Source organism: Salmonella sp. 32100201201700099SM, assembly GCF_017572645.1.
Lineage (GTDB): Bacteria > Pseudomonadota > Gammaproteobacteria > Enterobacterales > Enterobacteriaceae > Salmonella > Salmonella enterica.
Genome location: NZ_JAGERQ010000017.1, coordinates 16011 through 32602, shown reverse-complemented (window position 1 = coordinate 32602; position 16592 = coordinate 16011). Strand labels below are relative to the sequence as shown.

General features: G+C 52.7%; 14 protein-coding genes and 2 pseudogenes. 1 reads left to right on the top strand and 15 read right to left on the bottom strand.

Going from position 1 to position 16592, the window contains the following annotated elements; all coding sequences use genetic code 11:
* Positions 1 to 14 precede the first annotated feature (14 nt).
* A pseudogene (locus tag J4685_RS21440) lies at positions 15 to 407 on the bottom strand (PTS fructose transporter subunit IIC); the annotation flags it as partial.
* On the opposite strand from J4685_RS21440, the pseudogene J4685_RS21435 reads away from it, so the two are divergent.
* Positions 301 to 1494, top strand: a pseudogene (locus J4685_RS21435) (ABC transporter substrate-binding protein); the annotation flags it as partial. The pseudogenes J4685_RS21440 and J4685_RS21435 sit on opposite strands and share 107 nt — an antisense overlap.
* Before the next feature lie 149 nt (positions 1495 to 1643).
* On the opposite strand, the gene glmS reads toward J4685_RS21435, so the two are convergent.
* The 14 genes from glmS to mnmG form a co-directional block, all read right to left on the bottom strand.
* Positions 1644 to 3473 carry a glutamine--fructose-6-phosphate transaminase (isomerizing) gene (gene glmS, locus J4685_RS21430; protein WP_000334067.1) on the bottom strand — a complete coding sequence of 610 codons (1830 nt, stop codon included), beginning with the start codon at positions 3471 to 3473 and terminating at the stop codon, positions 1644 to 1646.
* Between the two features lie 188 nt (positions 3474 to 3661).
* On the bottom strand, positions 3662 to 5032 hold the full coding sequence (gene glmU / locus J4685_RS21425) for a bifunctional UDP-N-acetylglucosamine diphosphorylase/glucosamine-1-phosphate N-acetyltransferase GlmU (RefSeq protein ID WP_000934850.1): 1371 nt from the start codon (positions 5030 to 5032) through the stop codon (positions 3662 to 3664).
* Between the two features lie 319 nt (positions 5033 to 5351).
* Complete coding sequence (locus J4685_RS21420) at positions 5352 to 6050, bottom strand: Bax inhibitor-1 family protein (RefSeq protein WP_000009908.1); 699 nt, start codon at positions 6048 to 6050, stop codon at positions 5352 to 5354.
* A 229-nt stretch (positions 6051 to 6279) separates the two neighbouring features.
* Positions 6280 to 6699, bottom strand: coding sequence for a F0F1 ATP synthase subunit epsilon (locus J4685_RS21415; RefSeq protein ID WP_001251971.1), 420 nt, complete (start codon positions 6697 to 6699; stop codon positions 6280 to 6282).
* Positions 6700 to 6719: 20 nt separating this feature from the next.
* Positions 6720 to 8102 (bottom strand): F0F1 ATP synthase subunit beta, encoded by a 1383-nt coding sequence (gene atpD, locus J4685_RS21410; RefSeq protein ID WP_000190495.1) that lies wholly within the window; start codon positions 8100 to 8102, stop codon positions 6720 to 6722.
* 26 nt (positions 8103 to 8128) lie between these two features.
* Positions 8129 to 8992: a F0F1 ATP synthase subunit gamma gene (gene atpG, locus J4685_RS21405; RefSeq protein ID WP_000896507.1), complete on the bottom strand. Its 864-nt coding sequence runs from the start codon at positions 8990 to 8992 to the stop codon at positions 8129 to 8131.
* Between the two features lie 50 nt (positions 8993 to 9042).
* Positions 9043 to 10584: a F0F1 ATP synthase subunit alpha gene (atpA, locus tag J4685_RS21400; protein ID WP_001176751.1), complete on the bottom strand. Its 1542-nt coding sequence runs from the start codon at positions 10582 to 10584 to the stop codon at positions 9043 to 9045.
* Between the two features lie 12 nt (positions 10585 to 10596).
* Positions 10597 to 11130 (bottom strand): F0F1 ATP synthase subunit delta, encoded by a 534-nt coding sequence (gene atpH / locus J4685_RS21395; protein WP_001288957.1) that lies wholly within the window; start codon positions 11128 to 11130, stop codon positions 10597 to 10599.
* Between the two features lie 14 nt (positions 11131 to 11144).
* Positions 11145 to 11615, bottom strand: coding sequence for a F0F1 ATP synthase subunit B (atpF, locus tag J4685_RS21390; protein ID WP_001052212.1), 471 nt, complete (start codon positions 11613 to 11615; stop codon positions 11145 to 11147).
* Between the two features lie 59 nt (positions 11616 to 11674).
* A complete protein-coding gene (gene atpE, locus J4685_RS21385; protein WP_000429386.1) occupies positions 11675 to 11914 on the bottom strand; it encodes a F0F1 ATP synthase subunit C in 240 nt (79 codons plus the stop codon).
* Positions 11915 to 11960: 46 nt separating this feature from the next.
* Positions 11961 to 12776, bottom strand: coding sequence for a F0F1 ATP synthase subunit A (gene atpB, locus J4685_RS21380; protein WP_000135632.1), 816 nt, complete (start codon positions 12774 to 12776; stop codon positions 11961 to 11963).
* 8 nt (positions 12777 to 12784) lie between these two features.
* Positions 12785 to 13165 (bottom strand): F0F1 ATP synthase subunit I, encoded by a 381-nt coding sequence (gene atpI / locus J4685_RS21375; protein ID WP_000116685.1) that lies wholly within the window; start codon positions 13163 to 13165, stop codon positions 12785 to 12787.
* Between the two features lie 615 nt (positions 13166 to 13780).
* Entirely contained in the window at positions 13781 to 14404 is a 624-nt protein-coding gene (gene rsmG / locus J4685_RS21370; protein ID WP_001519938.1) for a 16S rRNA (guanine(527)-N(7))-methyltransferase RsmG, read from the bottom strand.
* Between the two features lie 102 nt (positions 14405 to 14506).
* Entirely contained in the window at positions 14507 to 16396 is a 1890-nt protein-coding gene (mnmG, locus tag J4685_RS21365) for a tRNA uridine-5-carboxymethylaminomethyl(34) synthesis enzyme MnmG (RefSeq protein ID WP_000499877.1), read from the bottom strand.
* Positions 16397 to 16592: the final 196 nt, after the last annotated feature.

Below are 16592 nucleotides of genomic sequence, written 5' to 3'. Positions count from 1 at the left end.
CAGGGGGAGATGAATTAAACTGTTTGCGCAACCGCAGACGGTTTCAACAGCGCGTACATCAGGCCGCAGACAATCGTGCCCAGGGCAATCGAGAGCAGGTACTGCATCACATGTTCTACCGCATGCGGGATCGCCAGGACAAAGAGATCACCGTGTGGCGCCATCAGTGTACAACCGAAATACATGGACAGTCCCCCGGCGATTGCGCCACCGACCATCGTGGAAGGGATGACGCGCATCGGGTCACGCGCAGCGAAGGGAATCGCCCCTTCAGAGATAAAGCACAGCCCCAGGATAAAGGATGCGTTACCCGCTTCATGCTCAGAGGCAGTGAATTTCGCTCTGGCCGCCCAGGTTGCGACGCCCATCCCTAATGCCGGTACCATCCCTGCCGCCATAATGGCCGCCGGGCCGCTGAGTCTTGAAATTACGCTGGCGCACCCGGATAACCGACTGCCGCTGCTGCTCAGCCATATTGATGCCATGATCCTACCGCCTGACCATACACAACATGCTGATTTCCCGGCACATCCTGTAGGGACTGGCCCTTATGAGGTGGTGGAAAACAATGGCTTTCATCTGCAAATGAAGGCCTTTGACCACTACTTTGGTCTGCGCGGGCTGCTGGATGAAGTGGAGGTCTTTATCTGGCCGAACTTAACGGAGACAGACAACCTGGCGGAATCGCTGTCGGATAACGACACGGCAGCCTGGCTCAGCTCCAGCCTGAGTGATGAGGATTACGTTTCCGGACGGCTTAGCCAGGTATCAGGCAAACCTTCTGACAACCTGCGCGAGATGTTTCTTGAGCGTGGAGGATATTTTTTATTATGCGACAGCCGCTCCCCGCACTGGCATACCGCCGAACATCGCCGCTGGCTGCGGGAAACACTCAGCCCTTACGCCATACTCCAGCATCTGAGGGAGGCAATTCGCCCCTTCTGGGTACCGGGCGGCAGCCTGCTGTCCTCCTGGTTTCATACTATTGAGGCGGGCCCGGCCTGTTCACCTTTTATCTCGTCGTCGCCCTACGCAAAACTGCGTCTGGCCTATCACGATCAGCACCCTGAATTTCCAATGCTCCTGGATATCATGCAAGAGATCATGCGCCAGCAGGGCATTTTACTTGAGGGCGTTGAGCTGAATTATGATGACTGGGCGAATGGCAAAGCCAATGTGGATCTCTGGCTGGGGACGGTCAATTTCCCCATTCCCGAAGAGTGGAACGTCGGTACATGGCTACTGGGCTCCCCTTTACTGCGCCACGCCATCAGCGGTGGGGATGATGCGCTGCTGGCCCAATGGGAAACCCAGTGGCATGCCGAAACCATCAGCGCGGAACAACTGGTCAGGGAAACCACCCGTTCAGGCTGGCTACAGCCGCTTTTTCACCACTGGATGCGACTCAAAAGCCCCGACCGGGCCAGGGGGATCCACCTGAATAACCTGGGGTGGTTTGACTTCCGATCCACCTGGATTGAGCCAGGGCCTTAAAGAAGAGAATGTGACCGGGTGCCCGTAGCGCAGGCAGGCGTAGCACCTCTTAGTCGCTCTTCAGCCACCATAGAGAAAGAACAGCGCCTGTCACAGCGCACAAAAAAAGGCCGTCTGTCGACGGCCTTCTGCCTGGTACTACATTTGACTTACTCTACCGTCACTGATTTCGCCAGGTTACGCGGCTGGTCAACGTCGGTGCCTTTAATCAGCGCCACGTGATACGCCAGCAGTTGCAGCGGAACGGTGTAGAAGATAGGCGCAATGACCTCTTCCACATGCGGCATCTCAATGATGTGCATGTTGTCGCTGCTCACAAAACCCGCATCCTGATCGGCGAAGACGTACAACTGACCGCCACGCGCGCGAACTTCTTCGATGTTGGATTTCAGTTTCTCCAGCAGTTCGTTGTTCGGCGCCACCACAATCACCGGCATATCGGCGTCAATCAGCGCCAACGGCCCGTGTTTCAGCTCGCCTGCAGCATAGGCTTCCGCGTGAATGTAAGAGATCTCTTTCAGCTTCAGCGCGCCTTCGAGCGCAATCGGATATTGATCGCCACGACCGAGGAATAACGCGTGATGCTTGTCAGAGAAATCTTCTGCAAGCAGCTCAATGCGTTTGTCCTGCGACAGCATCTGCTCAATACGGCTCGGCAGCGCCTGTAGGCCATGCACGATATCATGCTCAATGGACGCATCCAGACCTTTCAGGCGAGACAGTTTCGCCACCAGCATCAACAGCACGGTTAACTGGGTGGTGAAGGCTTTGGTAGATGCTACGCCAATTTCCGTACCCGCGTTGGTCATCAGCGCCAGATCGGATTCACGCACCAGCGAAGAGCCCGGCACGTTACAAATGGCCAGAGAGCCCAAATATCCCAGCTCTTTCGACAGACGCAGGCCAGCCAGGGTATCTGCCGTTTCGCCAGACTGGGAGAGCGTGATCATCAGGCTGTTACGGCGCACGGCAGATTTGCGATAGCGGAATTCAGAGGCGATTTCAACGTCGCACGGAATACCTGCCAGCGATTCAAACCAGTAACGGGAAACCATACCGGAGTTGTAAGACGTACCGCAGGCGAGGATCTGAATATGCTCAACCTTCGACAGCAGTTCGTCGGCGTTCGGTCCCAGCTCGCTTAAATCCACCTGACCGTGGCTGATGCGCCCGGTAAGGGTGTTTTTGATCGCGTTCGGCTGTTCGTAGATCTCTTTCTGCATGTAGTGGCGGTAAATACCTTTATCGCCCGCGTCATATTGCAGATTGGATTCGATATCCTGACGTTTTACTTCCGCGCCGGTGTTATCGAAGATATTTACCGAACGGCGAGTGATTTCAGCGATATCGCCCTCTTCAAGGAAGATAAAGCGACGAGTCACTGGCAACAGCGCCAGCTGGTCAGAAGCGATAAAGTTTTCGCCCATACCCAGGCCAATCACCAGCGGGCTACCAGAACGTGCAGCCAGTAGGGTATCCGGGTGACGGGTATCCATGATCACTGTACCGTACGCACCACGCAGTTGCGGGATAGCACGCAGAACAGCCTCACGCAGAGTACCGCCCTGTTTCAGTTCCCAGTTTACCAGGTGTGCAATCACTTCGGTGTCGGTTTCAGAAACGAAGGTATAGCCACGCGCTTTTAACGCTTCACGCAGCGGTTCATGGTTTTCGATGATGCCGTTATGCACCACCACAATGTGTTCAGAAACATGCGGATGCGCGTTAGCTTCTGAAGGTTCACCGTGCGTCGCCCAACGAGTGTGAGCAATACCGGTGCCGCCATGCAGAGGATGTTCTTCCGCTGCCTGAGCCAGCATCTGGACTTTACCGAGGCGACGCAGGCGGGTCATATGACCTTCTGCATCAACCACGGCCAGACCGGCAGAGTCATATCCGCGGTATTCCAGACGACGTAAACCTTCGAGAAGGATTTCAGCTACATCACGCTGCGCGATAGCGCCAACAATTCCACACATAGTTTTATTTCCTGATGATGGCATTACGCCATGCGTTGTCGCTGACCTGTATGCCCGTCGTTGCGGGCGCCCCGAGCCTTGTAGAGAGTGGGGTTATTTTTATAAGTACTGCTCATGGAGCGGAGGATTATTTTATCCTCTCATTTCCGGTCTGCCGGATGGCGCTGACGCTTATCCGGCTTACAAAATCACTTTTTCTTCACCGGACGCTGCCAGCCTTGCTTATGCACCTGCGGCACGCGGCTTAATACCAGTTCATTGTCGGCTACATTACGGGTGACGGTAGTCCCTGCGGCGATGGTGGCCCCTTTACCAACAGTAACCGGCGCCACCAGTTGGGTATCGGAGCCGACAAACACATCGTCGTCAATAACCGTTTTGAATTTGTTCGCACCATCATAGTTACAGGTGATGGTCCCCGCGCCGATATTCACGTTGTCGCCAATTTCCGCATCGCCCAGGTAGGTCAGATGGCCGGCTTTAGAACCTTTACCGAGACGCGCTTTTTTCATTTCAACGAAATTGCCGACGTGAGCGCCCGCTAACAGCTCCGCGCCGGGACGCAGGCGAGCAAACGGGCCGATGGTGCAGGCCGCTTCCAGATGCGCATCTTCCACCACGCTGTATGGGCTAATTTCGCAGTCATCGCCAATAACGCTGTTTTTAATAATGCAGCCCGCGCCGATCTTCACGCGGTGACCGAGCGTTACATAACCTTCGATGATAACGTTAGCGTCAATTTCCACATCCATTCCACAATGAAGGGTGCCGCGAAGATCAAAACGTGCCGGATCGCGCAACATAACGCCGGATAACAGCAGTTTCTCCGCCTGTTCGGCCTGGTAAATACGCTCCAGACGAGAAAGCTGTAGACGGTTATTCACGCCGTCCGTTTCGCTGATGCGAGCCGGATGCACCGCGGCGATTTCCCGTCCTTCCTGATAAGCCAGCGCGATGATATCTGTGATGTAATATTCACCCTGCGCATTATTGTTAGTCAGCTTAGACAACCAGCGTTTCAGGTCCGCGCCGTTGGCGATCAGAATACCGGTGTTAATTTCCTGGATCTGACGCTGTTCATCAGTGGCGTCTTTATGTTCAACGATGCCGGTCACTTTACCGTTTTCACGCGTAATACGGCCATAGCCGCTCGGATCGTCCAGCTTCACGGTTAATAACCCAATACCACCCTGCGGTTTGGCATCGCGCAGGCGCTGTAAGGTTTCAACCGAAATCAGCGGCACGTCGCCGTAAAGCATTAAAATATCTTCATCGTCGCTAAAGAAGGGCGCGGCCTGCTGCATTGCGTGACCTGTTCCCAACTGTTCCGCCTGAAGCACCCAGTTTAGCTTGTCATCTTTCAGGGTCTGTTTTAACAACTCGCCACCGTGGCCATAGACCAGATGAACCTGTGCGGCCCCTAATTTAGTAGCTGCATCAATGACATGCTGCACCATGGGTTTACCCGCCAGCGTGTGCAGCACTTTAGGAATATCGGAATACATGCGCGTGCCTTTACCTGCGGCAAGGATCACTACGCTCATAGCACTATTTAACATACGCGTCCTGACTGTAATTTGAGAACGAATTTATACTGTTTCACGTTGAAAATACTACATTTTTTTCATCGTAAAATGGAAGAAGGATAAAACGCTCACCGAGATAAAAACCCCGCCTGCTAATGAATCATTTTCGTTCATTACCGCGCCTCTTGTCTCCTGAAAAGTAAAAACACCCGCGTATTGGCAACGTAGTCCGATGTTTTTGCTGTTTTTTTACTCCATAAATAAAGAAGATAACGTAATAAAGCGCAGGGGAGTCAGAAAAGCAAAAACCAGCGACAGAGGCCGCTGGTTTTCCGTTGCGCGTATTTTTTACTTAATTACGCGACATAAAAATCCGCAAAATATACCAGAACATGGTCGCGATAGAAGCAAACAGATGTAATGCCGCGCCAGCAGGGCGATCGGTAGGGTAATGGTGAATAATATTAGAAGTATCGTAAAGTATAAACCCGGCGCACAGCAGTACCATTAGCGCAGAAAACCAGACGCCCAGCGAAAAGCCACAGATGACGCTGGCAATAATCGCGCCAAAAGCAATGAACCCAGCCATAGTCAGAAACGAGCGCAGAAAAGAAAAGTCTTTTTTTATGGAAAAAGCGGTAAACGTCAGGCCGCCGACCAGCAACAGAGTCGTTATTGCCGCCGCGCCAATACTCGACGGGTTAATATACGCCGCCACCGTTAACAGGGGGGCAAAAATCAGGGATTCTGCCAACACATAAATCCCCAGCCCGATAAGTTGCGTTTGATTAGTCCCCGCATTATCCGCCAGACGGGTCGCCAGCATTCCCACCAGCATAAAAGCGCCGAGAACAACCAACCAGCTATATCTTCCACCAGCCAGCAGCACATCAAGCGCATACTCCCCGACCCCTATAAAACTCCACGCCGCGCTCAACACGATAAAACCGACGATGGCGACGGCGAGATGAAGATAAGCGCGACGAATAAAGGTAGTACGATCAATCCTTGAGTCGGGTTGTGGCCCCGCAAAGGATGGCTGAAATGACATAGTAATAATCCCTCATTTTATGCAATAAAAACGCATCCATTCCTTCCTTCTTCGCACAATGTGCAGATGCCAATGACAGAAAGAAGGATTTAATGAAAACAGCGCTGTCGCTGAAAACGCATCGCCTTCAGCCGCTTGTTTTTGTCGTTGCTAGTTTATCGAATAAAAATTGAGAGGATAAAAAAAAACCAGTCCGCAATCAGACTGGTTTTATGCTTTCAAGCCGGTGTTACATCGCTTTTTTGGTCAACTCGATAACGCGCAGTTTAGCGATCGCTTTGGCCAGTTCCGCAGACGCCTGAGCGTAATCCACGTCACCGTGCGAGCTCTTAATGTGCTCTTCGGCTTTACGCTTCGCTTCCAGGGCTCGCGCTTCGTCGAGATCCTGACCGCGAATCGCGGTATCCGCCAGAACGGTCACACTGCCAGGCTGCACTTCCAGAATGCCGCCGGACAGATAGATAAACTCTTCGTGACCGTGCTGCTTAACGATGCGAATCATACCAGGCTTAATGGCGGTGAGCAGCGGCGCGTGCCCCGGGTAGATCCCCAGTTCACCTTCGCTACCCGTAACCTGGATTTTCTCGACCAGACCGGAGAACATTTGTTGCTCCGCGCTGACGACATCCAGGTGGTAAGTCATTGCCATATCACCCTCCGATTAAGGCGTTAAAGTTTTTTGGCTTTTTCCACGGCTTCGTCGATGGAACCGACCATGTAGAACGCCTGCTCCGGCAGGTGATCGTATTCGCCTTCCATGATGCCTTTAAAGCCACGGATGGTGTCTTTCAGGGAGACGTATTTGCCCGGAGAACCGGTAAATACTTCCGCCACGAAGAACGGCTGGGACAGGAAGCGCTGGATCTTACGCGCGCGAGCTACCACCAGTTTATCTTCTTCAGACAGTTCATCCATACCGAGGATGGCGATGATGTCTTTCAGTTCCTGATAACGCTGCAGGATGGACTGAACGCCACGCGCGGTGTCGTAGTGTTCCTGACCAACAACCAGCGGATCCAGCTGACGGCTGGTGGAATCCAGCGGGTCAACGGCCGGGTAGATACCCAGGGATGCGATCTGACGGCTCAGTACCACGGTTGCATCTAAGTGCGCAAAGGTGGTGGCTGGAGACGGGTCAGTTAAGTCATCCGCAGGTACGTATACCGCCTGTACGGAGGTGATAGAACCGGTCTTGGTGGAGGTGATACGTTCCTGCAGAACGCCCATCTCTTCCGCCAGAGTCGGCTGGTAACCTACCGCGGAAGGCATACGACCCAGCAGTGCGGATACTTCCGTACCGGCCAGGGTGTAACGATAGATGTTATCGACGAACAGCAGTACGTCACGACCTTCGTCACGGAATTTCTCCGCCATGGTCAGGCCGGTCAGTGCAACGCGCAGACGGTTTCCCGGCGGCTCGTTCATCTGGCCATACACCAGGGATACTTTATCGATAACGTTGGAGTCGGTCATTTCATGGTAGAAGTCGTTACCCTCACGAGTACGTTCACCTACGCCCGCAAACACAGAGTAACCGGAGTGCTCGATCGCGATGTTACGGATAAGCTCCATCATGTTTACGGTTTTACCTACACCCGCACCACCGAACAGACCGACTTTACCGCCCTTCGCGAACGGACACATCAGGTCGATAACTTTGATACCGGTTTCCAGCAGTTCCTGAGAGTTTGACAACTCTTCGTAGGAAGGCGCTGCGCGGTGAATCGCCCAACGCTCTTCTTCGCCGATCTCGCCTTTCATGTCGACCGGTTCGCCCAGGACGTTCATGATACGACCCAGCGTAGCTTTACCTACCGGGACTTCGATCGGGTGTTCGAGATCTTTTACATCCAGACCGCGACGCAGACCGTCAGAAGACCCCATCGCGATGGTACGCACGATACCGCCGCCAAGCTGCTGCTGAACTTCCAGCACCAGCTTCTCATTACCATTCTGCACCTCAAGGGCATCGTACACGCGTGGTACGGCATCCTGAGGGAAATCGACGTCGACCACGGCGCCGATTACCTGGACAATCTTTCCAGTAGCCATCTTAAATCCTCTACGAAATAACCTGGTTAAACCGCGGCGGCCCCCGAGACGATCTCGGTGAGTTCCTGAGTAATGCTGGCCTGACGAGCTTTGTTGTATACCAACTGCAGCTCTTTAATCAGGCTGCCGCCATTATCGGTTGCGGCTTTCATCGCCACCATTCGTGCGGCCTGCTCGCTGGCCAGGTTTTCTACCACGCCCTGATAAACCTGAGACTCCACATAACGACGCAGGAGAGTATCCAGCAGCGCTTTCGGGTCTGGTTCATACAGGTAATCCCAGGCTGTACGCTTCAGATCATCATCTTCTGACGCCGGCAGCGGCAGCAGTTGAGTGATCGTCGGCACCTGAGACATGGTGTTAATAAATTTGTTGCTGACAATGTAAAGCTTGTCCAGACGGCCTTCGTCGTAGGCCTGCAACATCACTTTAACCGGACCGATCAGTTCGGACAGAGAAGGGTTATCCCCCATACCTGTCACCTGAGCGACAACGTTGCCGCCTACGGAATTAAAGAATGACACGCCCTTAGAGCCGATCATTGCGAGTTCGCACTGAACGCCTTTATCGGACCATGCCTTCATATCCGCCAGCAGCTTTTTGAACAGGTTAATGTTCAAGCCACCGCACAAACCACGGTCGGTCGACACTACCAGGTAGCCCACGCGTTTAACGTCGCGCTCTTCCAGGTAGGGGTGCTTATATTCCAGATTACCGTTCGCAAGGTGACCAATCACTTTGCGCATGGTCTCTGCATAAGGACGGCTGGCCGCCATGCGATCCTGCGATTTACGCATTTTGGAAGCGGCGACCATCTCCATCGCTTTAGTGATCTTTTGCGTGTTCTGGACGCTTGCGATCTTACTACGTATCTCTTTTGCGCCGGCCATGAGCTTCTCCTCAATGCCTTACGGCCTGCCCTAAGGCAAGCCGCCAGACGTTACCAGGACTGGGTTGCTTTGAAGGAATCGAGGATGCCTTTCAGCTTGCCTTCGATTTCGTCGTTATAGCCACCGGACTGGTTGATCTCTTGCATCAGAGGAGCGTGATCACGGTCGACGTAAGCCAGCAGTGCGGCTTCGAAGCTACCGATTTTCGCCAGTTCGACATCCGCCAGATAACCACGTTCTGCTGCGAACAGAACCAGAGACTGCTGCGCGACGGACATCGGCGCATACTGTTTCTGTTTCAGCAGTTCGGTCACTTTCTGACCGTGGTCAAGCTGTTTACGGGTGGCATCGTCAAGGTCGGATGCAAACTGAGAGAACGCCGCCAGTTCACGATACTGCGCCAGCGCGGTACGAATACCTCCGGACAGTTTTTTCATGATCTTGGTCTGGGCTGCGCCACCTACACGGGATACCGAGATACCCGGGTTAACCGCAGGACGAATACCGGCGTTAAACAGGTTAGATTCCAGGAAGATCTGACCATCGGTAATGGAAATTACGTTGGTCGGAACGAACGCGGAAACGTCACCTGCCTGCGTTTCGATAATCGGCAGCGCAGTCAGTGAACCGGTTTTCCCTTTCACTTCACCTTTAGTGAAGGCTTCGACGTAGTCGGCGTTAACACGCGCAGCACGCTCCAGCAGACGAGAGTGGAGGTAGAATACGTCGCCCGGGAATGCTTCACGTCCTGGCGGACGACGGAGCAGCAGGGAGATCTGACGGTAAGCAACAGCCTGTTTAGACAGGTCATCGTAAATGATCAGCGCATCTTCACCGCGGTCACGGAAGTATTCGCCCATTGCGCAACCGGCATACGGCGCCAAATATTGCAGCGCAGCGGATTCGGACGCGGTCGCCACCACAACAATGGTGTTAGCCAGCGCACCGTGCTCTTCCAGTTTACGCACCACGTTAGAGATGGTGGACGCTTTCTGGCCGATAGCGACATAGATACATTTGATGCCGGAGTCGCGCTGGTTGATGATGGCGTCGATAGCCAGCGCGGTTTTACCGGTCTGACGGTCACCGATGATCAGTTCACGCTGACCACGACCGATTGGGATCATGGAGTCAACGGCTTTATAGCCGGTCTGCACCGGCTGATCGACAGACTGACGATCGATAACGCCCGGCGCAATCGCTTCAACGGCAGAGAAGCCGTCATTATCAACCGGACCTTTACCGTCGATTGGCGCACCCAGGGTGTTTACCACACGTCCCAGCAGACCGCGGCCAACCGGAACTTCCAGGATACGACCCGTACATTTAACCTTCATGCCTTCGGCAAGGTCAGCGTATGGACCCATGACTACCGCACCCACGGAGTCGCGCTCCAGGTTCAGTGCGATAGCGTAACGGTTACCCGGCAGGGAGATCATTTCACCCTGCATACAATCGGCCAAGCCGTGAATGCGGATAACACCGTCACTAACAGAAACAATAGTACCTTCGTTGTGAGCTTCGCTCACCACATTGAACTGAGCAATGCGCTGCTTGATCAGTTCGCTGATTTCGGTGGAATTCAGTTGCATGCTCCAGTCCCCTTAAGACTGCAAGACGTCTGCAAGGCGCTCAAGACGGCCGCGTACGCTGCCATCAATGACCATATCACCCGCCCGGATGATAACGCCTGCCATTACAGACTTATCGATTTTGCAATTCAGCTTCACTTTGCGTGACAGACGTTTTTCCATCGCGGCGCTGATTTTCGAAAGCTGCTCTTCACTCAATGCGGTTGCCGACGTAACTTCTACCTCGGAGGTAGCTTCACTGGCGGCACGCAGATGAATAAACTGCTCCAGAACATCCGGGAGCGCGTTCAGACGATTATTTTCAGCCATCACCCGAATCAGGTTCTGACCATTTTCGTCTAACTGCTCACCGCAGACTGCGATAAACGACTCAGCGAGCGTTTCCGGCGCCAGCGCGCCAGAGAGAAGCTCTGCCATTTGTTCGTTCTTGGTTACCTCGGCGGCAAACGCCAGCATATCCTGCCAGCGCTCTACACTTTGGTGTTCAACGGCAAAGTCAAAAGCTGCTTTGGCGTAGGGGCGAGCTACCGTAACAAATTCAGACATCAGCCCCTCCCTCCTTACAGTTCAGCGACAAGTTTATCCACGATGTCGCTGTTAGCAGCTTCATCCACGGAACGTTCGATGATCTTCTCGGCGCCAGCAACAGCCAGGATAGCAACTTGCTTACGCAGCTCTTCACGGGCGCGTTTACGCTCGGCTTCAATTTCCGCCTGCGCCTGCGCCACGATTTTAGTACGTTCCTGCTCTGCTTCAGTTTTGGCTTCGTCCAGGATCTGAGCGCGGCGTTTGTTTGCCTGCTCGATGATTACCTGAGCTTCCGCTTTCGCTTTTTTCAGCTGGTCGGTCGCGCTGGCCTTTGCAAGGTCAAGATCCTTATGTGCTCGTTCAGCAGAAGCGAGACCGTCAGCAATTTCTTTCTGACGTTTCTCGATGGCTGCCATTAACGGCGGCCATACGTACTTCATGCAAAACCAGACAAAGAGAATAAACGCGATGGCCTGGCCGAGGATTGTTGCGTTAAGATTCACAGCACAATGCCTCTATCTAGTTAACCTTCTGATATTGCTCTTAATTCAAGCAACGCTTACTACGCGACAGCGAACATCACGTACAGACCCAGACCTACAGCGATCATCGGGATAGCATCCACCAGACCCATAACGATAAAGAACTGAGTACGCAGCAGAGGAATCAGATCAGGTTGACGCGCCGCGCCTTCCAGGAATTTACCCCCGAGGATGCCGATACCGATCGCAGCACCGATTGCCGCCAGACCCATCATCACAGCGGCAGCCATGTACAGCAGATCCATATTCAGGTTTTCCATGACAGTCTCCAGTTTGTTTCAGTTAAAACGTAGTAGTGTTGGTAAATTAATGCTCTTCGGACGCCATCGACAGATAGACAATCGTCAGAACCATGAAAATGAAGGCTTGCAGCGTAATAATCAGGATGTGGAAAATGGCCCACGGCACATTCAGAATCCACTGTGACCACCACGGCAACAGACCAGCAATCAGAATGAAAATCAGCTCACCGGCATACATGTTGCCGAACAGTCGCAGACCGAGAGAAACCGGTTTGGACAGCAGACTTACCCCTTCAAGGATTAAGTTGACAGGAATGAACGCCCAGTGATTGAACGGCTGCAGCGTCAACTCTTTTGCGAAGCCGCCGATGCCTTTCATTTTGATGCTGTAGAACAGAATAAGGATGAATACGCCCAGCGCCATCGACAGGGTGATGTTGACGTCAGCAGACGGCACCACGCGCGTTGCCGGCAGACCCAGCCAATGCTCAGCGATATACGGCAGCAGGTCGATAGGCAGTAAGTCCATCAGGTTCATAAGGAATACCCAGACGAAAATCGTCAGGGCCAGCGGCGCAATCAGCTTGCTTTTGCCATGGTACATGTCTTTGACGCTGCCATGCACAAAGCCGACTATCAGCTCAATCGCGGTCTGAAACTTGCCTGGCACGCCGCTGGTCGCTTTTTTAGCAACGCTACGGAACATCACCAGAAACAACAGACCCAGCACCACCGAGAAGAACATGGAGTCAATATTGAGCGTCCAGAAGGTGGCTGGGGGGTTCTGCGGATCCACCAGCGAGAAAGTACGCAGGTCCAGCTGAAGGTTATTCAGATGGTGTCCTATGTATTCCTGCGGCGTCATATTTTCTGAAGCCATGATGCCTTTTACCCTTTGTTGTTAATTACAGCCGGCGCCAGTATCTGAACCACCAGCACCAAAACCCACGTAACGATCAGCGGCAAAAACACCGCCTTTAAAACCGCCAACGCCACCACCAGTAAAACCAGCATCGCTAACACCTTGAAGGCTTCACCGAAGGCGAAAGTCCAGGACACGCGGCCCTTAGCAGGTGTATGCGCCTGGTGACGCCAGGCAAATATCATAAACAACATATTAGGCAGTGCCACTGCCAATCCCCCACATACTGCGGAGATGCCCCAGAAGGGGTCTTTGAGGCAAAACAGCAATCCACTTGCTATTACCGCCAGAAACTGAATGAACAGAAGCTTACGAGCAACGTTTCGACTCACGAGCGACACAGACATCACGTTTTTACTCCTGCTCACTTCGAGGTATGCCGCGTGTCGTATAAAACGTTCTTTAAGACTTAGAGTCAAGCATCAAAAAGCGGTCAAATTATACGGTGCGCCCCCGTGATTTCAAACAATAAGTAGCCAAAAGGTGAATAAATGTTTAAATATTTTTCTCTGGCCCGCATTTTTAACTTTTAGCCAAAGTGTGAACGATCGTACAAAACTGCAAATAGCGCGAAAACACTGGCGATAAAGCGTGCACCAGATCACACATTAAACATATTCATGCTTACGCAATTCATTTACGTGTCAATTCATGCCTTTTCATCTTTTTGATATTTAAGCGTAAAACCAGGTACTGTTTTAAAAATACCAGCTTACACCTTAAAAACGCCCCATTGACATTTATAATAAAAATTTAACAAGCAAAAGTGATTTTTCGATTCGATTTTTAGCAGACTGATATTTACAAAGTTGATTACTCTCTGTTTTAACAAAAGAAGCGACGTTGTCATGTTGAAACGAAACCGTAAATCCAGAGTTAAATGTAACAACTCTGAAATGCGTTATACCTGTCGATTTTTAACACAAGCCGCGTCGTTTTTTTTCTATTTTTTTTGATAAAAATTAAACTTTGTTTGACTTAATAATCACCAGATGCCGCTCGCCTTCCAGTTGCGGAACGCGTAATTTTTCAACAGATTCGACGCTAAAATTGTCAGGTAGTGAGGCAATTTCATCCCCTGGCAATTGCCCTTTTAAGGCATAAAAACGCCCTTTCTCTCCCGGCAGATGGTGACACCAGCTCACCATATCATTCAACGATGCGAAAGCGCGGCTGATAACGCCATCAAACGGCGGTTCGGAGGGATAGGCTTCAACGCGGCTTTGAACCGGCGTGATGTTTTCCAGTTTCAGTTCGTGCTGGACCTGACGCAGAAAACGTACCCGCTTGCCCAGGCTGTCGAGTAAGGTGAAATGCGCGTCAGGGAGAACAATAGCCAGCGGGATGCCCGGCAGCCCCGGTCCTGTTCCTACATCGATAAAACGCTGTCCCTGCAGATACGGCGCAACGACTATGCTGTCGAGAATATGGCGTACCAACATTTCGTTGGGATCCCGCACTGACGTCAGGTTGTATGCTTTGTTCCATTTGTGCAGCATATCAACGTAGGCGACCAGCAGCGTTTTCTGGTGATCGGTAAGAGAAATACCGGCATCAGCCAGCAGACGAGAGAGTTTGTTGAGCACGGTCATTACCTGTTAATAATCAAATGCCCGATGCGCTTTCGCTTATCGGGCCTACAAATTTGTAGGGCGGGCAAGCGAAGCGCCCCCGCCAAATTAGTGTTATCAAGCGCTACGACGCAGCATACCTTGTTTTTTCAGCCATACCAGCAGAATGGAGATTGCCGCTGGCGTAACGCCGGAGATACGCGATGCCTGGCCGATAGACGCCGGTTTATGATCGTTCAGCTTGGCGATAACTTCGTTCGACAGACCGGAAACCTGACGATAATCCAGCGTGGCAGGCAGCAACGTATTCTCGTTACGTAGTTGTTTTTCAATCTCATCCTGCTGGCGAGCGATATAGCCTTCGTATTTGACCTGGATTTCCACCTGTTCAGCGGCTTGCTCATCTTCAAGCGCAGGCGCGAATGCGGCAAGCGAAGTGAGCTGCGCATATGTCATTTCCGGACGACGCAACAGATCTTCGCCGCTGGCCTCACGGGAGAGTGGCGTGGTCAAATGCGCATTCACTTCATCAGCGGATTCCGCAGACGGCGTTACCCATGTCGATTTCAGCCGCTGACGTTCGCGTTCGATATTTTCCAGCTTCTCGTTGAAGCGCGCCCAGCGTTCATCATCCACCAGCCCCAGCTCGCGGCCCATTTCGGTCAGACGCAGATCGGCGTTGTCCTCACGCAGCATCAGGCGATATTCGGCGCGGGAGGTAAACATGCGATACGGCTCTTTGGTGCCCAGCGTACAGAGATCGTCCACCAGCACGCCGAGATAAGCCTGAGAACGCGCAGGCGCCCAGCGCTCTTTGTCGGCGGAAAGACGCGCGGCATTCAGACCAGCGAGCAAGCCCTGCGCCGCAGCCTCTTCATAGCCGGTAGTACCGTTGATTTGACCAGCAAAGAACAGGCCGTGAATAAATTTACTTTCCAGAGTCGGTTTCAGATCTCGCGGGTCGAAGAAATCATACTCAATCGCGTAACCAGGGCGAACGATCTTCGCGTTCTCCATGCCCTGCATGGAACGGACAATCTGCATCTGCACGTCAAACGGCAGGCTGGTGGAGATACCGTTAGGGTAAATCTCGTTAGAGGTCAGTCCTTCCGGCTCAAGGAAGATCTGATGCTGGTTACGATCGGCAAAACGCATCACCTTGTCTTCGATCGAAGGACAGTAGCGTGGGCCGATCCCTTCGATCACGCCAGCGTACATTGGGCTACGATCGAGGTTATTACGAATCACGTCATGGGTTTTCTCATTGGTATGCGTGATGTAACACGGCACCTGTTGCGGATGCTGAGAAGCATTCCCCATAAACGAGAAAACCGGCATCGGGTTATCGCCATGCTGTTGAGCCAACACGCTGAAATCGATAGTACGCGCATCAATACGCGGCGGTGTGCCGGTTTTCAGGCGGCTGACGCGTAGCGGAAGCTCACGCAGACGGCGAGACAGCGGGATGGATGGCGGATCGCCAGCACGACCGCCGCTGTAGTTATCCAGACCAATATGAATTTTGCCATCCAGGAAGGTTCCGACGGTCAGTACCACCGCTTTCGCGCGGAATTTGAGCCCCATTTGGGTCACGGCGCCGACAACGCGATCGTTTTCGACGATCAGATCTTCAACAGCTTGCTGGAAGATCATCAGATTCGGCTGATTCTCCAGCGCGGTACGCACCGCCTGGCGGTATAAGACTCGATCCGCCTGAGCCCGGGTAGCGCGAACGGCCGGACCTTTGCTGGCGTTTAGTATCCTAAACTGAATACCTGCCTGATCGATCGCTTTCGCCATCAGACCGCCGAGCGCATCCACCTCTTTTACCAGATGTCCCTTTCCAATACCGCCGATCGCCGGGTTGCAGCTCATCTGTCCCAACGTGTCAATATTGTGTGTCAAAAGCAGAGTCTGTTGACCCATACGCGCTGCGGCCATCGCGGCCTCAGTGCCTGCATGACCCCCGCCAATAATAATGACGTCAAAAGGATCCTGATAAAACATGGTAATTGCCTCGCATAACGCGGTGTGAAAATGGATTGAAGCCCGGGCGGTGGATTCTACTCAACTTTAGCCGATGGAGAAAGCCCCGGGATCCGGGCTATTAAAAAGAAGATCTTTTTATTTAGAGATCTGTTCTATTGTGATCTCTTATTAGGATCGCACCAGGCTGTGGATAACCCGGATCCTGTAATAAAGA